14 protein-coding genes and 1 pseudogene are annotated in these 20309 nt (G+C 63.9%); 9 read left to right on the top strand and 6 right to left on the bottom strand.

What is annotated here, in order from left to right; translation table 11 throughout:
- Window positions 1-58: 58 nt before the first annotated feature.
- From NKH19_RS13640 to NKH19_RS13655, 4 genes are all read right to left on the bottom strand, one after another.
- Window positions 59-1411: an FAD-binding oxidoreductase gene (locus NKH19_RS13640; protein ID WP_352867445.1), complete on the bottom strand. Its 1353-nt coding sequence runs from the start codon at window positions 1409-1411 to the stop codon at window positions 59-61.
- A 2-nt stretch (window positions 1412-1413) separates the two neighbouring features.
- A complete protein-coding gene (locus tag NKH19_RS13645; RefSeq protein WP_352867442.1) occupies window positions 1414-2847 on the bottom strand; it encodes a UbiA family prenyltransferase in 1434 nt (477 codons plus the stop codon).
- A 227-nt stretch (window positions 2848-3074) separates the two neighbouring features.
- Window positions 3075-3338 carry a hypothetical protein gene (locus tag NKH19_RS13650; protein ID WP_352867440.1) on the bottom strand — a complete coding sequence of 88 codons (264 nt, stop codon included), beginning with the start codon at window positions 3336-3338 and terminating at the stop codon, window positions 3075-3077.
- Between the two features lie 154 nt (window positions 3339-3492).
- Window positions 3493-5982: a mechanosensitive ion channel family protein gene (locus NKH19_RS13655; RefSeq protein ID WP_352867438.1), complete on the bottom strand. Its 2490-nt coding sequence runs from the start codon at window positions 5980-5982 to the stop codon at window positions 3493-3495.
- A 207-nt stretch (window positions 5983-6189) separates the two neighbouring features.
- Here NKH19_RS13655 and NKH19_RS13660 point away from each other — a divergent pair, with 207 nt between their 5' ends.
- Genes NKH19_RS13660 through NKH19_RS13675 form a run of 4 tightly spaced genes read left to right on the top strand, consistent with a single transcriptional unit; the run spans window position 6190 to window position 11340 of the window.
- Window positions 6190-7449 carry a sarcosine oxidase subunit beta gene (locus tag NKH19_RS13660; RefSeq protein WP_352867436.1) on the top strand — a complete coding sequence of 420 codons (1260 nt, stop codon included), beginning with the start codon at window positions 6190-6192 and terminating at the stop codon, window positions 7447-7449.
- 9 nt (window positions 7450-7458) lie between these two features.
- Window positions 7459-7770 (top strand): sarcosine oxidase subunit delta, encoded by a 312-nt coding sequence (locus NKH19_RS13665; protein WP_352867434.1) that lies wholly within the window; start codon window positions 7459-7461, stop codon window positions 7768-7770.
- Window positions 7767-10760, top strand: a complete 2994-nt coding sequence (locus NKH19_RS13670; RefSeq protein ID WP_352982265.1) for a sarcosine oxidase subunit alpha — start codon at window positions 7767-7769, stop codon at window positions 10758-10760. Before NKH19_RS13665 ends, NKH19_RS13670 begins: the two co-directional genes overlap by 4 nt.
- Window positions 10753-11340 carry a sarcosine oxidase subunit gamma gene (locus tag NKH19_RS13675; RefSeq protein WP_352867429.1) on the top strand — a complete coding sequence of 196 codons (588 nt, stop codon included), beginning with the start codon at window positions 10753-10755 and terminating at the stop codon, window positions 11338-11340. Before NKH19_RS13670 ends, NKH19_RS13675 begins: the two co-directional genes overlap by 8 nt.
- Window positions 11341-11502: 162 nt before the next feature.
- On the opposite strand, the gene NKH19_RS13680 is transcribed toward NKH19_RS13675, so the two are convergent.
- Window positions 11503-12207, bottom strand: a complete 705-nt coding sequence (locus NKH19_RS13680) for a nitroreductase (RefSeq protein WP_352867427.1) — start codon at window positions 12205-12207, stop codon at window positions 11503-11505.
- A 178-nt stretch (window positions 12208-12385) separates the two neighbouring features.
- Between NKH19_RS13680 and NKH19_RS13685 the strand changes: the two genes are divergently transcribed.
- Genes NKH19_RS13685 through NKH19_RS13705 form a run of 5 tightly spaced genes read left to right on the top strand, consistent with a single transcriptional unit; the run spans window position 12386 to window position 19971 of the window.
- Window positions 12386-12973: a helix-turn-helix domain-containing protein gene (locus tag NKH19_RS13685; RefSeq protein WP_502910932.1), complete on the top strand. Its 588-nt coding sequence runs from the start codon at window positions 12386-12388 to the stop codon at window positions 12971-12973.
- Between the two features lie 21 nt (window positions 12974-12994).
- Complete coding sequence (locus NKH19_RS13690; protein WP_352867423.1) at window positions 12995-15448, top strand: GcvT family protein; 2454 nt, start codon at window positions 12995-12997, stop codon at window positions 15446-15448.
- Window positions 15445-16350 carry a homocysteine S-methyltransferase family protein gene (locus NKH19_RS13695; protein ID WP_352867421.1) on the top strand — a complete coding sequence of 302 codons (906 nt, stop codon included), beginning with the start codon at window positions 15445-15447 and terminating at the stop codon, window positions 16348-16350. The genes NKH19_RS13690 and NKH19_RS13695 overlap by 4 nt, the downstream gene beginning before the upstream one ends.
- Window positions 16343-17524 carry a pyridoxal phosphate-dependent aminotransferase gene (locus NKH19_RS13700; protein WP_352867418.1) on the top strand — a complete coding sequence of 394 codons (1182 nt, stop codon included), beginning with the start codon at window positions 16343-16345 and terminating at the stop codon, window positions 17522-17524. Before NKH19_RS13695 ends, NKH19_RS13700 begins: the two co-directional genes overlap by 8 nt.
- Window positions 17521-19971, top strand: a complete 2451-nt coding sequence (locus NKH19_RS13705) for a GcvT family protein (protein ID WP_352867415.1) — start codon at window positions 17521-17523, stop codon at window positions 19969-19971. Before NKH19_RS13700 ends, NKH19_RS13705 begins: the two co-directional genes overlap by 4 nt.
- 150 nt (window positions 19972-20121) lie before the next feature.
- On the opposite strand, the pseudogene NKH19_RS13710 reads toward NKH19_RS13705, so the two are convergent.
- Window positions 20122-20309 (bottom strand): annotated as a pseudogene (locus tag NKH19_RS13710) (hypothetical protein); the annotation flags it as partial.

Raw genomic sequence — 20309 nt, forward strand, 5'->3', positions numbered from 1 at the left:
TTTTGAGTGAACCGTGTATTTTTAACGGTCCGATAACCATGAATTACTCGAAATTTATCTATTCCGCGGCTTCGACGACACCCCGCCGCAGGTCCAGCTTCCTTGCCGTCCGCGCCCAGAAACTCGATAGGAAGGCGGGATCGCGCAGCGCCTCCAGCCGTGGCCATTCGGGAAAGGACGACGCGAAGATGTCGGCGCCCATGCGGGCGTCCTTGTAGGGATTGACCGCGCCACCCGCCTCGACCGTGATGCGATCGAGTTCCCGCAGCAACGCCAGCGTCGCCGCGCCCCTGTTGGGGAAATCCAGCGTCAGCGTGTAGCCGGGACGCGGGAACGACAGCAGCGCCGGCGAGCGGATGGAGCCGAAGCGTTTCAGCACGGTGAGGAACGAGCCCTGCCCGGCTTGCCTTGCAGCCGCCAGCAGCGCCGGCACCGCCTCGCGCGCCGTCTCTTCCGGCACCACGCTCTGGTGCTGGAAAAGCCCTTTAGGTCCATAAAGCCGGTTCCAGTCGCGCACGCCGTCGAGCGGGAAAAAGAAGCCCTGGTAGCCAGTCTGGCGCGGTGCAGTCGAGCGCCCTTTCTTCCACCTGTAGGCGGCGCTGAAGGCGGTCAGGAATGGCCGGTTGAGCACATTGAACGGCAGCTGGACCGGCACCGAGAGCTTGCCGCCGGCGCGTGAGGCGGTATGCGAACCGTGCTCGGCATGATTGCCTGACAACAGCAGGCCGCGACCGCTGTTGCGGCCGCCGGCAAGCTGGTCGATCCAGGCGACCGCGTACTCATTGGCCTGATCGGCCGCCTCGGCCAAACCGAAGAACTCGTCGAGATCGCGAAACGGTGTCGCCTTTTCGACGATGTCGAGGGAAGGAACCCGCATCAACCGGATCGAGGCCGACAGGATGAGACCGGTCAGCCCCATGCCGCCGATCGTCGCCCGAAACAGCCGCGCATTGTCCGTTGTCGAGCAGCGACGGGTCTTCCCGTCGGATTTGAGCAGCGTGAGTGTCTCGACATGGCAGCCGAATGTTCCGCGCCGGTGATGGTTCTTGCCATGCACGTCATTGGCGATGGCGCCGCCGAGCGTGACGAATTGCGTGCCTGGAACAACCGCCGGGAAGAAGCCGTAAGGGGCGGCGTGGGCGATGATGTCGGACAGCAGCACGCCAGCATCTGCTTCCAGAACACCGGTCTCGGCGTTGAAGGCGCGGATCCTGTTCAGCGACCGCATGTCGATGATCGCGCCGGCCTCGTTCTGACAGGAATCGCCATAGGAGCGCCCGTTGCCATAGGCAAGCAGCGACGCCGGCCCGGCCTGCCCACCCTTCAGCAGCGCGATCGCCTCATCGGTACCGATGACGCGCGTCGCCGGCGATGTGGCAAGGCCAAAGCTTGGGAAGCGCTCAGTGGCCATGCCTACCAGCCCCCGATGACCAGCATCACCGCGCCGATCAGCACCACGATCTGACTGCGCCAGTCGCGAATGATGAAGACGACCGGATCGTCATGCATCTCGTCGCGGCGCGCCAGGATCCAGACTCGCATGGTCAGATACAGCACGATCGGCGCCAGCGGCCAGATCAGCCACGGATGCGGATAAAGCTCCCGCACCGCGACGCTGTCCATGTAGAGCGCCAGCACCAGGGCCGAAGAGAAGGCCGAGGCCATGCCGGCCTGGGCAACGATCTCCTGGTCTTCGGTGCGATAGCCGCGGCCGGCAATGCGCTCGCCATGCGGGATGGCGGTGATGCGCAGTTCGACAAAACGCTTCACCAGCGCCAACGACAGGAAGAAAAAGATCGAGAAGGCGAGCAGCCAGAACGAGACATCGACGCCGGTCGCCGCCGCACCGGCCAGGACGCGGATCGTGTAGAGGCCGGCGAGCGTCAGCACGTCGACCAGCAGCATGCGCTTGAACGACAGCGAATAGGCCGTGGTGACCACGATGTAGCCGCCGAGCACGGCCAGGAATTCGGGCGATAAAAACAGCCCGGTGCCGACGCCGATCGCCAGAAGCACGGCGATCGCGCCAAGGCCGAACGGGATCGACAGCGCACCGCTGGCGAACGGCCTGTTGCGCTTGGCGAGGTGTTTGCGGTCGAGCGCGAGGTCGAAGAAATCATTGAGGATATAGATGGCCGATGCCACCGCGCTGAACGAGACGAACGCCAGCAGGCATTCCCAGATCATATCGATGTTGAAATATTCATGCGAGAGCACCATCGGCACCGCGATCAGCGAATTCTTCAGCCATTGATGGACGCGCAGCATCTTTACGATGGTCCGCAAGGTCGGCTTTGGCGCCAGCATCGTCTCGGCGCCGTGCGCTGCCTGCCAGCGTGCGGCATGACGGTCGGGCGCGACGACAATCGCGTTGCGTGCGGCATCGAAGACCTGGAGGTCATGGCGGCTGTTGCCGGCGTAGTCGAAGCCGCCATCGCCATAGGCCGCGATCAGCGACGCGCGCTTCCTGCTCGAGGTGAGATTGGCGAGACAGTCGGTGTCCAGCACCCGGTCGAAGATGCCGAGGTGGGCAGCGATGGCGTCCGCGAACTTGCGCGGCGTGCCGGTCGCCAGCACGATCTTGCGGCCTTCGGCGTGTTCTGAACGGAGGCGGCAAAGCAGCATCTCGCGATAGGGCAGCGATGCCGGGTCGATGTCGATGCGCTGCGCGATCGCCTGCTTCAGCCGCCCCGGCCCGCCGGCGGCCCAGAAAGGCACGAGGAAGATATAGAGCGGGTTCTTCTTGAGAAGGATGAACAGGCCTTCCCACAACAGGTCGGTCGCGATCAGCGTGCCGTCGAGATCGACCGCAAGCGGTATTGCGTTCCTGTCCGACCGCGCATCCATGTCCGTCCTGCCCCGCCCGCGTATGATCCGGGAAACCGGAATCTCGTTGCGCGCCGCTATTCGGCGTCTTGAGGGCAGGTATAGCGGGGGATGGCGTAGCGAACGTTAAAACGCACGGTTGTAGACGGCTGCCGTGGCGGTATTTCCGGCCTCATTGTTAAACAATCGATACCGGAAACGATAAAAGGCCGAGCAAATGCCCGGCCTTTCCTGTCATGCCGTCGAAATTACTTGATGCGGGCGACACCACCCGAGATTTCGACCGTTTCCGAGCCGGTCAGGGCTTCGAGGTCGCCATTGGGCAAGGTGACGAAACAGCCATTCGGGCAGAATTCAACGGTTTCGCCAGCAGCCAGCGCCAGATCGCTTTTGCTGCCACCCTCGGTCACGATCAGCGTGCGGGTCTCGGCGTCCTTGTTGACCGCGCTTGCGGCATGGGTCGAGCCGCTCACGGCGAACAAAGCGGCGGCAGCGACGAGAGACTTCCACATGGTGCAATATCGGTGTTCCCACCGCCTCTGTTGCATTTCGCAAGGCATTTTCGCCTTTGCATGGGAGCTTATATGAGATGGAAGCTGAACCGCAACTGAATGCCGCATTCATGCCGCAATTGGCTTTGGCCGGTCCGAGCGCGTCAATCGGCACCTAGTCGGGATCGGGCTTGCGCAGCTTGCGCCCTGTCTTGGCGGTCCGTTTCGCTTCGGCCGCGGCTTCCAGCTTGGCCTGCTCCTGTTCGGCGAAGTCGGCCTCGATCTTGTCGTCGTCGGTCGGCCAGGCTTTGGGCTTGTGGGCATCGACGACGGCGCGCGGCGTCGATGGAATTTCGATGTGCTCGCTGCTGAATTTTTCGAGCACGGCAAATCGGATGTCGTTCTGCGCGATGTTGCCGTTCATCACGTCGGCCAGGAACACGCGGATCTCGAATTCGAGTGCGGCAGGCCCGAAGTTGGAAAACAGCACGAAGGGTTCGGGGTTTTTCAGCACCATAGGATGGCCGCGTGCGATGTCCAGCAGGACGGCATGAACCTGCTTGACGTCGCTGCCATAGGCGACGCCGACCTTGATGTCGACGCGGCCGAGCTTGTTGCGGTGCGTCCAATTGCCGACGGCGTTGTTGATCAGGTTCGAATTGGGCAGGATGACCGATTGCCGCTGGAAGGTCTCGATCTCCGTGGCGCGCACGCTGATTTTCTTCACGGTACCGCTGACATCGCCGGCGACGATCCAGTCGCCGACCTTGAACGGCCGCTCGGCCAAAAGGATCAGGCCGGAGACGAAATTGGACACCACATTCTGCAGGCCAAAACCGATACCGAGGGAAAGAGCGCCGGCGACCAGCGCCAGACTGGAGAGGTCGATGCCCGCCGCCGATATGCCGACCAGTGCCGCCAGCGCGACGCCGGCATAGCCGACCGCCAGCCGGATCGAATTGCGAACCCCGGTATCGACCTTGCCGCGCGCCATCACCGAACCGTCGAGCCAGCCCTGGAACCAGCGCGTCAGGAAATAGCCGATGATGAAGACGACGATGCCCGAAAGGATGCCGGTGACCGAAATCGTCACCGAGCCGAGATTGATCCCGGTTGCCAGTTTGTAGGCCCAGGCCTCGATATCGCCGGGCTGGAAGCCCCACATCAACAGGATCAGCGGCAGGAAGACCAGCACGATCATCACATTGATGGCGACGCTGACGACGAGGCCGAGCTGGTCGAGTGCGGTGTCCTCGTAGCTCGAATTGGCCGACAGCCAGCGTCCGACGGAGGTGTCGGCGAAAGCGCCCTCCTCGCCGATCGCCCGCGCCGACAGGAAGCCGATATAGGCGGTGATCAGCGCGGTGCCGGTGACGACGACCTGTAGCGAGACGAACAAGGCGAGGCCGATATAGCCGAGCAGCGCGGCGACGATGGTGAAAAGACCGAGCGCGAGCGATGTATAGCGCAGCCATGCCGGCCACGGCCGCCAGCTTCCGTCACGCGCCTTGAACGGCCTCAGCATCGCCATCAGGATCAGGATGATGCCGACGATGATGGTGGCGCCGAAACTGCGGGCGATGGTCAGCGACAGCGGCGAGCCCATCTTGTCGTTGATCACCGACAGGAAATAGTTGACGCCGATGACCACGGCCATGGCTGTCGTCAGCCGCACCAGCCAGCGCGCCGGCCCCGTCTCGACGGGAATAAGGCGCCAGTTCGGCAGCCGCGGCTCAAGCGCCGCATTGGTCAGCCGGTTGACGCAGAACACCACGCCGATGACGGCCGCGAGCGCATTCAAGAAGAGGCCGATGTCGCCGCGCAACACATTGTAATAATTGAAAAAGAACACCGTGGAGGCCAGGAACACGCCGACCGCCAGCGTCGGCAGCAAGGTAGACCAAAAGGCCACCGATAGACGGCTGAGATAGGATGGATCTTCATTGGCGGGGTCGGCTTCGAACACGCGCCCGAACAGGCGCCTGCCACCGACCAGCAGCACCAAAGCCAGCCCGAGCGCCACGAAGGTAGCCGCGAGGATGGCCTGGAACTTGAACTTGAAGGCGAAGCTCAGCCAGGACGACACGGCCTTGTAGAAATTGCCGAATTCGTCCCTGGCGTCCGAAAAAACCTGCGGGCTCAGCGCGTCGGACAGCACGTAGCGCTTGGTGAGCACATTGCGGAACAGCTCGCTGCGCATGTTGCCGATCTTGTCGATCAGCCCGCTGATGCGGATCGACAAGGACTGGGCTTGCGAGATAACGGCGTTGATCTCCGCCTTTTCCGATGTCAGCGCCTGGCGTTCGCCGCTGACGATATCGGGCTCCGGCGGCTGGCCGGCGGCGGGCGCGGGCCCGATCTGTTCAAGCCGGCTGTTGATCTCGCCAAGGCGCGTGCGGAAGGCCAGCGCGCTGGTCAGCGATTGGCGCGACAGTTCCTCGAGCTGCAGCCGGATATCGACGAGGCTGCCATCATCCTCGGCGTCCTGCTGGATCTGCTTCTCGAAATTGTCGGTCTTGGTCGTCAGCCCCTGAATGATCTTCTGCTGGTCGGCGACCAGTCCGGCTGGCGCCTGGCCAAGCCCTTGCGCCGCCGCGTCGAACGACAGCGTCGCCGAAACGACAAGCGCGAGAATCAAAATGAGGCGAAACAATCGGAAGATCATGATTTTGACGGCGACTCACGGGCGGCGAGGCAATTTGAAAGCCTGTCCTTGATAAAGACGGCCATATCACGGGGCAAGCCGTCGCAGTCATCGCTGGCCCATCCGATCACACAGGCGTCGGCCAGTCGAAAGGCAATGGCGCAATATTGGCTTTGCGGATGCGGCCTGCTCTATAGTCTGCCGCATCGCCCGAACCGGATGACAATGATGGCAGAGTACTCGGCCTTTTCGCTGCTCGCGAACGCGCTCAAGGGAAACAAGGACTGGAAGCCGGCCTGGCGCAAGCCGGACCCGAAGGCATCCTATGATGTCGTCATCATCGGTGGCGGCGGTCATGGGCTGGCCACCGCCTACTATCTCGCCAAGGAACACGGCATCACCAATGTCGCTGTGCTGGAAAAGGGCTGGCTCGGCTCAGGCAATGTCGGCCGCAACACGACGGCCGTGCGCTCGAACTATCTGCTGCCTGCCAACACCCGCTTCTACGAACACTCGATGAAGCTGTGGGAGAACCTCTCGCACGAACTCAACTACAACGTCATGTTCTCGCAGCGCGGCTGCCTGAACCTGGCACACACGCCGGCCCAGTTCGACGACTATGCAAGGCGCGGCAATGCCATGCGCCATCTCGGCGTCGACGCCGAGCTGATGACGCCGGCGCGGATCAAGCGCCTGATACCGGCGCTCGATATCTCCGACAGCGCACGCTTTCCGGTGGTCGGCGGCCTGATGCAAAGGCGCGCGGGCACCGCCCGTCACGATGCGGTGGCCTGGGGGTACGCGCGCGGCGCCGACCGACGCGGCGTCGACATCATCGAGAATTGCGAGGTCACCGGCTTCCTGCGCGATGGCGACAGCATCACAGGCGTCACGACGTCGCGCGGCGACATACGCGCCAAGAAGGTGGCTGTCGCGGTCGCCGGCAGCACCGGACGCGTCATGCAGCTGGCCGGCATCGAGAGGATGCCAATCGAAAGCCATGTGCTGCAGGCCTTCGTCACCGAATCGCTGAAACCCTTCATCGATACCGTCGTGACGTTTGGCATGGGCCATTTCTACATGTCGCAGTCGGACAAGGGCGGTCTCATCTATGGCGGCGACATCGACGGCTACAACAGCTATGCCCAGCGCGGCAATCTGCCTATCGTCGACGAAGTGATGAGCGAGATGCTGGCGCTGTTCCCGGGCCTTGCCCGCGTTCGCATGCTGCGCTCCTGGGGCGGCGTCTGCGACATGTCGATGGACGGCTCGCCGATCATCGTCACCGGCCCCCTGCCCGGCATGTATCTCAACTGCGGCTGGTGCTATGGCGGCTTCAAGGCGACGCCGGCTTCCGGCTGGTGCTTTGCCTGGACCATCGCCAAGGACCAGCCGCACGACCTCAATGCCCCCTTCACGCTCGACCGCTTTCATCGCGGCCTGGTGATCGACGACAAGGGCCAGGGTGCAAACCCGCGGCTTCATTAGGAGCATTCCGTGCTGATCACCTGCCCCTATTGCGGCCCGCGCGACGTCATCGAGTTCACCTATCAAGGTGACGGCAACCGCGAGCGTCCCGACCCCGCCTCGCAGAATTTCGAGGCGTGGAACGCCTACGTCTATGACAGGCTGAACCCGGCCGGCGACCACAACGAGATCTGGCAGCATTCCGGCGGTTGCCGCGCGCATCTGAGGGTCGTGCGCAACACGCTGACGCATGAGATTTTGAGCGTCGCCTTCATACGGGGTGATCATGGGCGCGGCGATCACACCTCGGCCGCGCGCCGCAAGGCGGAGGGCAAGTCATGAGCCCGCGCCGCACCGACATCGGCGGTCGCATCGACCGGGTGAAAACCATCCGCTTCACCTTCGACGGCGCGCCCTATACCGGCCATGCCGGCGATACGCTGGCATCGGCGCTGCTGGCCAAGGGCGTCACCGTCTTCGGTCGCTCGTTCAAATACCACCGCCCGCGCGGCCTGCTGACGGCTGGCGTCGAGGAGCCCAATGCCCTGGTGACGGTGCTGAAGGGCGAGGTCCGCGAGCCCAACATTCCGGCGACCATGGTCGAGATCCATGACGGGCTGGTCGCCATCAGCCAGAACCGCTTTCCCTCGCTTGCTTGGGACATCAACGCCGTCAACCAGCTCGGCGGCAAGATCCTGTCGGCCGGCTTCTACTACAAGACCTTCATGGGACCGGCGTTCGGCCCGCTGAAGGGCACGCGCTTCTGGATGTTCTGCGAACATTTCATCCGCCGCGCCGCCGGTCTCGGCAGCGCCGGATCGGCGAAGGACCCGGCCCGCTACGAGCGCATGAACGCCTTTTGCGACGTGCTGGTGGTCGGCTCCGGCCCGGCCGGACTGATGGCCGCCAAGGCCGCCGCCGATCAGGGCGCGCGCGTCATGCTGGCCGATCTCGAGCCGCGTTTCGGCGGCTCGGCCAACTGGTCCGACGAAACGATTGACGGTGCGCCGGCCGCCGATTGGGCCCGCCGCATCGTCGCCCAGCTCGAAGGCCGCGACAATATCCGGCTTTTACCGCGCACCACGGTGTGGGGCTATTACGACAACAACACGCTTGCCGCGCTCGAACGCGTCAGCGACCACAAGGAGCAGCCCGGCAAGGGCGAGCCGCGCCATCGTTACTGGGCGATACGCGCCAAATCCGTGGTTCTGGCCACCGGCGCTTTCGAGCGGCCGCTGGTATTCCCGGGCAATGACCGGCCAGGCGTGATGCTGGCGCATGCCGCCGAGCGCTATGCCAACGAGTTCGGCGTGCTGCCGGGCGAGCGGATCGCGTTGTTCACCAACAACGACAGCGCCTATCGGGCGGCGGTCGCCTTGAAGAGAGCCGGAGCCGCGGTCGTCGCCATCGCCGATATCAGGCCGGAGCTTTCGCCAGAGATGCGCAAGCTGGCCGCGGAGGCCGAGGCAGAGATCTTCGCCGGCCATGCCGTCGTCGCCACCGAAGGCGGCAAGGCGCTGTCCGGCCTCAAGCTGCAACGCTTCGACATGACCAACGGCGCGCTCATCGGCGACGCACGCAGCATCCATGCCGATTGCCTGCTGATGTCCGGCGGCTGGTCGCCGACCATCCATCTGGCCAGCCAGGCCGGCGCCAAGGCGGAATGGAACGCCGCGCGGCAAGCCTTCCTGCCGCCGAAGCCGACACAGAAATGGATCGGCGCCGGCGCGTTCACCGGCAGTTTCTCGACGCTCGAAGCACTCGCCGAAGGCCGCGCCGCGGGCCTTGCCGCCGCCGGCGGGCAGAGCACACCGTCCGTGCTGCCGACCGTCGAAGCCGTACCCGGCGATCCCGATCCGGCTCCGGTGTTCGAGATCAGGGCCAAGGGCAAGAGCTTTGTCGACTTCCAGCACGACGTGACAGCAGAGGACGTTCGGCTGGCGCACCGCGAAGGCTTCGTCTCGGTCGAGCATCTGAAGCGCTACACCACGCTGGGCATGGCGACCGACCAGGGCAAGAGTTCCAACGTCCCCGGCCTTGCCATCATGGCCGAAGCGCTGGGCAAGCCGATCCCCGAGGTCGGCACGACACGCTTCCGGCCGCCCTTTGCGCCGGTTTCGATCGGCTCGCTGGCGGCGGAGCGTTTTGGCGACCTGAAGCCAGAGCGGCTGACGCCGATGCATGACTGGCATCTCGCCAACGGCGCGACCATGTATTCCGCCGGCCTCTGGTACCGTCCGATGATCTACGGCCTTGCCGGCGAGACAATCGAGCAAGCCTATGTCCGCGAGGCCAAGGCGACGCGCGAGACCGCCGGCATCGTCGATGTCTCGACACTGGGTAAGATCGCTGTGCAAGGGCCCGACGCCGCTCAGTTCCTCGACCGCGTCTACACCAACATGTTTTCGACGCTGGCCGTCGGCAAGGCTCGCTATGGCCTGATGCTGCGCGAGGACGGCCTCGCCTTCGACGACGGCACCACCTGGCGCCTCGGCGAGCAGGATTTCCTGATGACCACCACCACCGCCAATGCCGGCAAGGTGATGCAGCATCTGGAATATTTTCTCGACGTGATCTGGCCGGACCTGAAAGTCCACGTCACCTCGGTGACCGACGAATGGGCGGGCGCCGCGATCGGCGGGCCGAAGGCCAGGGAGATCCTTGCCGCTTGTGTCACCGGCACATCGGTCGACAATGCCACCTTGCCGTTCATGGGTATCGTTCGCGGCGAGATATCAGGCGTGCCGGTGATGATTTGCCGGTTATCGTTCTCCGGTGAAATGGCGTTCGAGGTCTATTCCGGCGCCGGCCATGGCACGCATGTCTGGGAAGCGCTGATCGAGGCCGGCAGACCGTTCGGTCTGGTCACCTACGGGCTCGAGGCGCTGGGCACGATGCGCATCGAGAAGGGCCATGTCACCGGCGCCGAGATCGATGGCCGCACCACTGCGCGCGATTTGCATCTCGACTGGATGCTGTCGAAGAAGAAGCCGTTCATCGGCTCGGCGATGATGGACCGCGAAGGCCTGATAGCGGCTGACCGGCTGGAACTGGTCGGCCTGATCGCCCTCGACAACCGGCCGCTCAATGGCGGCGCGCACATCGTCGAGGAGGTGGACGAGGCCAATCCGCACGACTCGATCGGCCACATCACCGCGTGCTGTTATTCGCCGGCACTCGGCAAGCATATCGCGCTGGCGCTGGTCAAGGGCGGCAAGGCACGGCGCGGCACGCGCGCCCATGTCTCCGATCCCTTGCGCAACCGGTTCGGACCGGTCGAGATCGTCTCCAACCACTTCTTCGATCTGGACGGGAGCCGCATGCATGGTTGAGCGCCAATCGCCCCTCGATCCGGAATTTCATGTCGGTTCGCACGGCAATTTCGAGCATGGCGTCGAGATCATCCTGACCGAGACGCGGCCGGGCTCGATCGTGCAGCTCGCCGCCTGGCCTGGCGAGGAGAAGAAGCTGATATCAGCCATCCGCACCGTTACCGGGCTTGCGCTGCCGGACGGCGCCGGCGGCGGAGTGAGCGACGGCGTGAAGTCGGTATTCGGCTTCGCGCCTGGGAAGTTCACCGTTGCCGACGAGGCCGATGGGTTGGCCGCCGCCTTTGCCAAGGTGGTTAGCCCGGCCATCGGTACGATCACCGACCTTTCGCATGGCCGCACCGCCATCCGCATTGCCGGGCCGAAGGCCGAATGGGTGCTGGCAAAGTTCTTCGCCATCGACTTTTCGCTGCCGGCCTTTCCGGTCGGCGCCGGTCGCTCGACCGCCCATCACGATGTCTTCGCCCAGATCCAGCGCACCGGCGCCGACCAGTTCGACATCTATGTCTTCCGCTCGTTCGCGCGGTCGTTCTGGAAGGCGCTGTGTCACGCGAGCGAGGAAGTCGGCTACGAGGTGCAGTAGACCCCGCCTTGTCGGCTACGACTGCTGCACAACGGCGCGCCAAAAGCGGATACCGCCACCAGCTCGTTCATTGGACGCTCCACACGCAGGATGACTTCAGGTTTCGTTCTGTTTGGGCCGCGGCATAGAGTGTGTCGCTCAAGGCGCACCCGGTTTCCTTGCTTACTCGCTGAACGTTACCCACTCTTCCAGCGGCACGCGGTCGGTGCGGAAGGTGTTTTCCGGTTTGGATATGTCCTCATGGCCAAGCGCCATTCCGCAGACGACGATCTCCTCGTCGGGAATGTTGAGCACCGGCCTGATCTGCCGGTGGTAGGGTGCAAACGCTGCTTGTGGGCAAGTGTGCAAACCCCTGCCCCGCGCCGCGACCATGATGTTCTGCAGGAACATGCCGTAGTCGATCCACGAGCCCTGGTTGAGCCGGCGGTCGATGGTGAAGATCATGCCGACCGGCGCATCGAAGAAGACGAAGTTGCGGTCGTGCTGGGCGCGCATCTTGTCGACCTCGCGGCGGCCGATGCCGAGCGCACCATAGAGGCCGAAGCCGTTGGCGCGGCGGCGTGTCAGATAAGGCTCGAAGAACTGGGTGGGATAGTAGCGGTATTCGTCCCAATCGGCTTTTTCGGCGCGAATTCCGGAATTGAGAATGGCGTCGGTGATCCGCTGCTTGGTCTCGCCCTTGGTGACGTAGACCTTCCATGGCTGCATGTTGGTACCGGACGGAGCGCGCGCCGCAACCGCCAGAATGGCGCGGATCGTATTGTCGTCGACCATGTCGGGGAGGAACGCGCGCACCGAACGGCGCGACAGAATTGCCTCGTCGATAATCTCGGCTTCGCTCGCGATTCGAGTGTTGTTTTCCAGCATGGGCCGTCCTTACCCTCGTCTCGACCAGACGTCCCCACTCGCCGTTCGTGCCCGAGCCTTTGCATGAACCGTCAAAATCGTGCAAGCAAATCTTCTGCATCTGTGAAAATCCACTTGATTTTTTCATGCGCTTGACTTCTCATGAAATTTATCTGGAATTTTTCACGAAGTGAGCCCTTTGCCTTCGCCTGCCGCAAGAACATTGCAGGGACCTGACGAACGCGTGCTGGCCGGCGATATCAGGGCCTTGCGCAAACTGCGTGGTCTGACGTTGGCCGAGATCGGCCTGAAGCTTGACCGTTCGGTCGGTTGGGTCAGCCAAGTCGAGCGTGGCTTGTCGACGCCATCGCTCAGCGACCTCAGGGCCTTCGCCGAACTGTTCGGCGTGCCGATCAGCCTGTTCTTCAGCCATGACGTACCTGTCGAAAGCGAGCGCGGCGTGGTTGTGCGCGCCGGCAGGCGCCGCACGCTTGGCACAAGCGAATCCGGCCTGGTGGAGGAGCTTCTGTCGCCCGATCTCGGCGGTAGCTTCGAGATGGTGCGTTCGGTCTTCGCACCGGGCGCGGAACTGAAGGCCGAGGCGCAGCGGCCGACCGAGGAAGCCGGATACGTCGCATCCGGACTGTTCGACATCGAGATAGCAGGCGTCTGGCATCGGCTTGGCGAGGGCGATTCCTTTCGCTTCGAAGGCAAGCCTTACCGTTGGCGCAATCCGGGGGCCGAGCCGGCAATTGTCATCTGGGTGGTTTCGCCGCCGGTCTATTGAGTTAAAGTTTGGGAGAAGAACATGGCGGGTTTGCCGAGCACGGCGCGCGTGGTGATCATCGGAGGCGGTGCCGTCGGCACCTCCTCGCTCTATCATCTCGCCAAGGCGGGGTGGACCGACTGCGTGCTTCTGGAAAAGAACGAGCTGACCTCCGGCTCGACCTGGCATGCCGCCGGCAACGTGCCGACCTTCTCCTCGTCCTGGTCTCTGATGAACATGCAGCGTTATTCGACCGAGCTTTATCGCGGGCTGGCCGACGCGGTCGACTATCCCATGAACTATCACGTCACCGGCTCGCTGCGCCTTGCCCATACGAAAGAGCGCATGCAGGAATTCCAGCGCGCCAAGGGCATGGGCCGCTATCAGGGCATGGACATCGACATCGTCGGCGTCGACGAGATCAAGCGGCGCTATCCCTTCATCGAGACGCATGATCTGAAGGGCGCGCTCTATGACCCGAGCGATGGCGACATCGATCCGGCGCAGCTCACCCAGGCGCTGGCCAAGGGCGCGCGCGACATGGACGCGAAAATCATCCGCTTCTGCCCGGTCACAGGCGTGCGCCGCGAGAACGACGAGTGGGTGGTTGTAACAGCGCAAGGCGAGATCCGCTGCGAGATTGTCGTCAACGCCGCCGGCTACCGCGCCGCCGAAGTGGGCCGGATGTTCGGCCGCGAGGTACCGATGATGGTGATGAGCCATCAATACATATTGTTCGAGGAGATCCCCGAACTGGCGGCGTGGTCGAAGGAACAGGGCAAGAAATTGCCGCTGCTGCGCGACGTCGACACCTCCTACTATTTGCGCCAGGAGAAGAACGGCATGAATCTCGGCCCCTACGAGCGCAATTGCCGCGCGCATTGGGCGACCCACAATGATCCGATGCCGGAGGACTTTTCCTTCCAGCTGTTCCCCGACGATCTCGACCGGCTGGAACATTATCTGGCCGACGCCGTCGCCCGCGTGCCGATCCTTGGCACGGCCGGCCTGTCCAAGGTCATCAACGGGCCGATTCCCTACACGCCGGACGGCAATCCGCTGATCGGCCCGATGCCCGGCGTTCCCAACGCCTTCGAGGCCTGCGTCTTCACCTTCGGCATCGCCCAGGGCGGCGGCGCCGGCAAGGTGCTGGCCGAATGGGTGACTGAAGGCCAGACCGAATGGGACATGTGGTCGTGCGATCCGCGCCGCTTCACGTCCTTTGCCTCGGCGCCGGACTATTGCGTCGCCAAGGGCATGGAGATCTATGGCAACGAATACGCCATCCAGTTTCCGCGTCATGCCTGGCCTGAAGGCCGCGACCGCAAGCTGTCGCCGATCCACGATCGTATCAAGGCGTTCGGCGCGCGCTTCGATGCCTATAATGGCTGGGAGCGCGCCACCTGGTACGCGCAAGACGGCGACGATGTTTCGGAGGAAGCGACGCTGACCTTCCGCCGCGACGGACCGTGGCAACACCGCGTGCGCGAGGAGTGCCTGGCGGTGCGCGACGCCGCCGGCATCCTCGACTTGCCGGGATTCTCGCGCTTCAACCTCGACGGCCCGGGCGCCGCCGAATGGCTGAGCCTGCAGGTCACCGGGCTGGTGCCGAAGCCCGGCCGCATCGGCCTCGTCTATTTCGCCGACGACAAGGGCCGCATCGTCACCGAAATGTCCGTCGTGCGTCACGACGAGAATTTGATGACGCTGATCACCGCGGCGGTCGCGCAATGGCATGATTTCGAGTGGCTGAAATCGCGCATGCCCAAGGATGCGCCTTTCAGGCTGATCGACCGGACCGAGGAATTCTCCACCCAGATCCTGGCCGGACCCAACTCGAGGAAAATCCTCGCCGATATCTGCGAAGCCGACCTCGCTCTGCCGTGGCTGACGCATCAGGAAACGAAGATCGCCGGCCGCTGGGCGAAGCTTGTGCGTGTCTCCTTCGCCGGCGAACTCGGCTGGGAAATTCACACCAGGATCGACGACACCGCCGCCATCTTCGACGTGGTCTGCGCTGCAGGACAACAGCACGGACTGAAGCCGTTCGGCATGTATGCGCTGGATTCGCTGCGGCTCGAAAAGGGCTACCGCACCTGGAAGGGCGACCTGTCGACCGACTATTCGATCCTGCAGGGTGGGCTCGAGCGCTTTGTCAAATGGGATAAACCCGACTTCCGCGGCAAGGCGGCTTTGCTGAACGAGAAGCAGCAAGGCGTGAAGAAACGTTTCGTCACGCTGGTCGTCGAAAACCCCGGCGACTGCGACGCTCCCTACATGTCGACGCTGTGGCATGACGGCCAGATCGTTGGTGAGACGACGTCGGGCGGCTGGGGCCACCGCGTCGACAAGTCGATCGCACTCGGCATGCTGCGCGCCGACCTGGCCGAGCCGGGCACCGCCATCGAGGTCGAGATCTTCGGCGAGCGTTTTCAGGCGATCGTGCAGAAAGATGAGCCACTGTGGGATCCGAAGAACGAGAGGCTGCGCGCATGAAGAAGGTTATTCTCACCGATGGCGGAATGGGACAGGAACTGGTTCGCCGCAGCCAATCCGAGCCGACGCCGCTTTGGTCGGCCAGGGTCCTGATCGACGAGCCGGATCTGGTGCGCGACCTGCACGCGGAATTCATCCGTGCCGGTGCCCGGGTCATCACCATCAACACCTATTCGGCGACGCCCGAACGCCTGGCGCGCGAGGGCGCGGAAGACCTCTTCAAGCCGTTGCAGAAGCGCGGCATCGAATTGGCCAGGCAGGCTCGCGACGAGGCCGGCGACGCGGCGATCGCCGGCTGCCTGTCGCCGCTTTTCGGCAGCTACGCGCCGGCACTGACCATTTCCTTCGAGGAGACGCTCGACATCTACCGCCGCATCGTTGCCGAGCAAGCGGATAGCGTCGACCTGTTCCTGTGCGAAACCATGGCGTCCGCCGAGGAGGCGCGCGCGGCCGTCACCGCGGCGTCGGAAAGCGGCAAGCCGGTATGGGTGTCGTGGACGCTGGCCGATCACGGCAAACCGCGGCTGCGCAGCGGCGAGGCAATAGCCGCCGCGGCAAGCGCGCTCGACGGCCTGGCAGTCGCGGCGCGGTTGGTCAATTGCTGCCGGCCGGAAGCGATCGCCGCGGCCTTGCCCGAGCTGATCGACCTCGGCGGCCCGATCGGCGCCTATGCCAATGGCTTCACCTCTACCGAGGCACTCAAGCACGGCGGCACAGTCGATGTGCTGCATGCTCGTCACGACCTCGGCCCGGATGCCTATGCCGATCAGGCGATCGGCTGGGTGGAGGCTGGCGCCAGCATCGTTGGCGGCTGCTGCGAAGTCGGACCGCCGCATATCGCCGCTCTGCGCGACCGGCTCGAACACGCCGGCTACGAAATTTCAGGAGTTTTGCATGCCTAGACCATCATCGCGCATTTCCGGCATCGTGCCTTCGGGCAAGGACGGCTGGGAAGTCCATTTCGCCGCCTGGACGCGCAAGGAGGCCGGCGAAGACATCATCATGCTGTCGGTCGGCGATCACGACTTCGACACACCGTCGCAAACGATCGAAGCCTGCGTGACCGCGGTTCGCGGCAGCAATCATCACTACACCCCGCTTCCCGGCCTGCCGCGCCTGCGCAAGGCGATGGCGGCAGCCTCGAGCGCCTGCACCGGCGTCGAGACGTCGCCGGATCAGGTCATCGCCACGCCGGGCGGCCAGGCCGCACTCTACGCGGCCGTGCAGGGCGTGCTCGACCAGGGCGACCACGCCATCGTCGTGGCGCCCTATTACGCCACCTATCCCAACACGTTCAGCGCCGCCGGTGCCAGTTTCACCGTCGTCGAAACGCCCGCCGAAGACGGCTTCCAACCGCGTGCCGAGACGATCCGCGCGGCGCTACGACCGAACACGCGCGCCATCCTTATCAACACGCCGAACAACCCGACCGGTGCTGTCTATTCGCGCGAGCGGCTGGAGCAACTTGCCGAGATTTGCCGGGAGCACGACCTCTGGCTGCTGTCGGACGAAGTCTATTGGACATTGGGTGGCGGCGAGCATATCTCGCCGCGCTCGCTGCCAGGGATGGCCGAGCGTACGCTGGTGATCAATTCCATGTCCAAGAGCCACGGCATGACCGGCTGGCGCATGGGCTGGCTGACTGGTCCGGAGGCGATGATCACACTGCTGATCAACCTCAACCTAGTGACGACCTATGGCTTGCCGGCCTTCATCTCGATCGCCTGCGCCGAGGCACTGGAGAATCGTTACGGCGTCAAGGAGATCGCCGAGCGCTACGCCGCGCGCCGCACCGTCCTGCTCGATGCGGTGCGTGGCATGAACGATGTCACCGTGCGCGGTTCGGAGGGCGGCATGTATGTCATGCTCGACATCTCAGCCGTCGAACCGGACGACGAGAAATTCGCCTGGGCCTTGCTCGACAAGGAAAAGGTTGGCGTGATGCCCGGCTCCAGCTTCGGTGAGGCGGCCGCCGGGCACATTCGCATCAGCCTCTGCCAGCCGGAGCCCGTGCTGCAAGAAGCAGCGCTTCGGCTGCGCCGTTTCGCTTCCAGCTATCGTCGCGAGGCCGCATGACCGCCAAGGCCATCCCTGCCAAAGCCCGCGCCGTCATCATCGGCGGCGGCGTCTCCGGCTGTTCGGTCGCCTATCACCTGGCCAAACTCGGCTGGACCGACATCGTGCTCCTGGAACGCAAGCAGCTGACATCGGGCACGACGTGGCACGCCGCCGGCCTGATCGGCCAGTTGCGCGGTTCGCAGAACATGACCCGGCTGGCGAAATATTCAGCCGACCTCTACGCCAAGCTGGAAGCCGAGACCGAAGTCGGCACCGGCATGCGCCAGGTCGGCTCCATCACCGTGGCGCTGACCGAGGAGCGCAAACACGAGATCTATCGGCAAGCGTCGCTGGCGCGCGCCTTCGATGTCGATGTCCGCGAGATTTCACCCAATGAAGTCAGTGAGATGTACCCGCATCTCAATGTCTCGGACGTCGTCGGCGCCGTGCATCTGCCGCTCGACGGCCAGTGCGACCCCGCCAACATCGCCATGGCGCTGGCCAAAGGCGCGCGCCAGCGCGGCGCCACCATCGTCGAGAATGTGAAGGTCACCAAGGTCCACACCAAGGCCGGTCGCGTCACCGGCGTGTCCTGGGCGCAAGGCGAAGAACAAGGCACCATCGAAGCCGACATCGTCGTCAACTGCGCCGGCATGTGGGCGCGCGAACTGGGCGCCCAGAACGGCGTCACCATTCCGCTGCATGCCTGCGAACATTTTTATCTCGTCACCGAACCGATCCCCGGTCTGGGTCGGCTGCCGGTGCTGCGCGTGCCCGACGAATGCGCCTACTACAAGGAGGACGCCGGCAAGATGATGCTCGGCGCCTTCGAGCCGGTGGCAAAGCCTTGGGGTATGGATGGCATCCGCGAGGATTTCTGCTTCGACCAGTTGCCGGAGGACATGGAGCATTTCGAGCCGATCCTCGAAATGGGCGTCAACCGCATGCCGATGCTGGCGACCGCCGGCATTCACACCTTCTTCAACGGTCCCGAGAGTTTCACGCCCGACGACCGCTACTATCTCGGCGAGGCGCCGGAGCTGTCCGGCTACTGGATGGCGACCGGCTACAATTCGATCGGCATCGTCTCCTCCGGCGGCGCCGGCATGGCGCTGGCGCAGTGGATCAATGACGGCGAAGCCCCCTTCGACCTGTGGGAAGTCGACATCCGTCGCGCCCAGCCGTTCCAGAAGAACCGCCGTTACCTCCGGGAGCGCGTCTCCGAAACGCTCGGTCTGCTCTATGCCGACCATTTCCCTTACCGACAGATGGCGACGTCGCGCAATGTCAGGCGTTCGCCCCTGCACGAGCATTTGAAAGCGCGTGGCGCTGTCTTCGGCGAAGTCGCCGGCTGGGAGCGCGCCAACTGGTTCGCCCGCGAGGGCCAGGAGCGCGAATACCGCTATTCCTGGAAGCGCCAGAACTGGTTCGACAACCAGCGCGAAGAACATCTCGCGGTCAGGAACAAGGTCGGCCTGTTCGACATGACCTCGTTCGGCAAGATCCGTGTCGAGGGCCGCGATGCCTGCGCCTTCCTGCAAAGGCTCTGCGCCAACGACTTGGACGTGGCGCCGGGCAAGATCGTCTACACTCAGATGCTCAACCAGCGCGGCGGTATCGAGAGCGACCTGACGGTCTCGCGGCTGTCGGAAACGGCCTTCTTCCTCGTCGTCCCAGGTGCAACACTGCAGCGCGACCTCGCCTGGCTGAGAAAACACCACACCGACGAATTCGTCGTCATCACGGATATCACCGCTGCCGAAGCCGTGCTCTGCCTGATGGGACCGGATGCGCGAAAGCTGATTCAGAAGGTGAGTCCCAACGATTTCTCCAACGAAACCAACCCGTTCGGCACGTTCCAGGAGATCGAGATCGGCATGGGCCTGGCCCGCGCCCACCGCGTCACCTATGTCGGCGAGCTCGGCTGGGAACTCTATGTCTCGACCGATCAGGCAGCCCATGTGTTCGAAGCGATCGAAGAGGCAGGAGCGGATGTCGACCTGAAACTCTGCGGCCTGCACACGCTGGATTCCTGCCGCATCGAAAAAGCCTTTCGGCATTTCGGCCACGACATCACCGATGAGGACAACGTGCTGGAAGCCGGCCTTGGCTTCGCCGTCAAAACGGCCAAGGGCGACTTCATTGGGCGTAATGCCGTGCTGCGCAAGAAGGAAGCCGGACTGAGCCGTAGGCTGGTCCAGTTCCGCCTGAAAGACCCGCAACCCCTGCTCTTCCACAACGAGGCGATCCTGCGCGACGGCGAGATCGTCGGTCCGATCACATCAGGCAATTACGGCCATCATCTCGGCGGCGCCGTCGGACTGGGCTATATCAAGTGCCAGGGCGAGAGCGAGGCGGATGTGCTGGCCTCATCCTACGAGATCGAGATCGCCGGCGAGCGTTTTGCGGCGGAAGCATCGCTGAAGCCGATGTACGACCCGAAGTCGGAGCGGGTGAGGATGTAGTGCGCAGTCCTGTCCTTCTCCCCTTGTGGGAGAAGGTGGATCGGCGCGCAGCGCCGAGACGGATGAGGGGTGTTCCAGCGGAGTGAGGCGTTGGCGCTCCCTGGAACACCCCTCATCCGTCGCCTTCGGCGACACCTTCTCCCACAAGGGCTAGCGTGCGCACACATTTGCTTCGGGTTGATTTTGCGAGGCGAGAACGAAGCCGTCTGTGATGGCGTTGAAGCGTCTGAGGCCGTGGGTGAAGGTGATAGGCCCTGGCGGGCGCTCGCTTTCGTAGCCGTTCCAGCCTCCGAGCCTGGCGATACACCAGGCGGCCCAGGCGAGCGTGTGCGTGGGGT

This window comes from Mesorhizobium sp. M1338 (assembly GCF_040318045.1).
Classification (GTDB): Bacteria; Pseudomonadota; Alphaproteobacteria; order Rhizobiales; family Rhizobiaceae; genus Mesorhizobium.

Bases quoted from the DNA above. Each gene is read 5' to 3' on its own strand.
- NKH19_RS13640 (WP_352867445.1), bottom strand. From the start codon at position 1,411: ATGGCCACTGAGCGCTTCCCAAGCTTTGGCCTTGCCACATCGCCGGCG.
- NKH19_RS13645 (WP_352867442.1), bottom strand. From the start codon at position 2,847: ATGGATGCGCGGTCGGACAGGAACGCAATACCGCTTGCGGTCGATCTC.
- NKH19_RS13650 (WP_352867440.1), bottom strand. From the start codon at position 3,338: ATGTGGAAGTCTCTCGTCGCTGCCGCCGCTTTGTTCGCCGTGAGCGGC.
- NKH19_RS13655 (WP_352867438.1), bottom strand. From the start codon at position 5,982: ATGATCTTCCGATTGTTTCGCCTCATTTTGATTCTCGCGCTTGTCGTT.
- NKH19_RS13660 (WP_352867436.1), top strand. From the start codon at position 6,190: ATGGCAGAGTACTCGGCCTTTTCGCTGCTCGCGAACGCGCTCAAGGGA.
- NKH19_RS13670 (WP_352982265.1), top strand. From the start codon at position 7,767: ATGAGCCCGCGCCGCACCGACATCGGCGGTCGCATCGACCGGGTGAAA.
- NKH19_RS13675 (WP_352867429.1), top strand. From the start codon at position 10,753: ATGGTTGAGCGCCAATCGCCCCTCGATCCGGAATTTCATGTCGGTTCG.
- NKH19_RS13680 (WP_352867427.1), bottom strand. From the start codon at position 12,207: ATGCTGGAAAACAACACTCGAATCGCGAGCGAAGCCGAGATTATCGAC.
- NKH19_RS13690 (WP_352867423.1), top strand. From the start codon at position 12,995: ATGGCGGGTTTGCCGAGCACGGCGCGCGTGGTGATCATCGGAGGCGGT.
- NKH19_RS13695 (WP_352867421.1), top strand. From the start codon at position 15,445: ATGAAGAAGGTTATTCTCACCGATGGCGGAATGGGACAGGAACTGGTT.
- NKH19_RS13700 (WP_352867418.1), top strand. From the start codon at position 16,343: ATGCCTAGACCATCATCGCGCATTTCCGGCATCGTGCCTTCGGGCAAG.
- NKH19_RS13705 (WP_352867415.1), top strand. From the start codon at position 17,521: ATGACCGCCAAGGCCATCCCTGCCAAAGCCCGCGCCGTCATCATCGGC.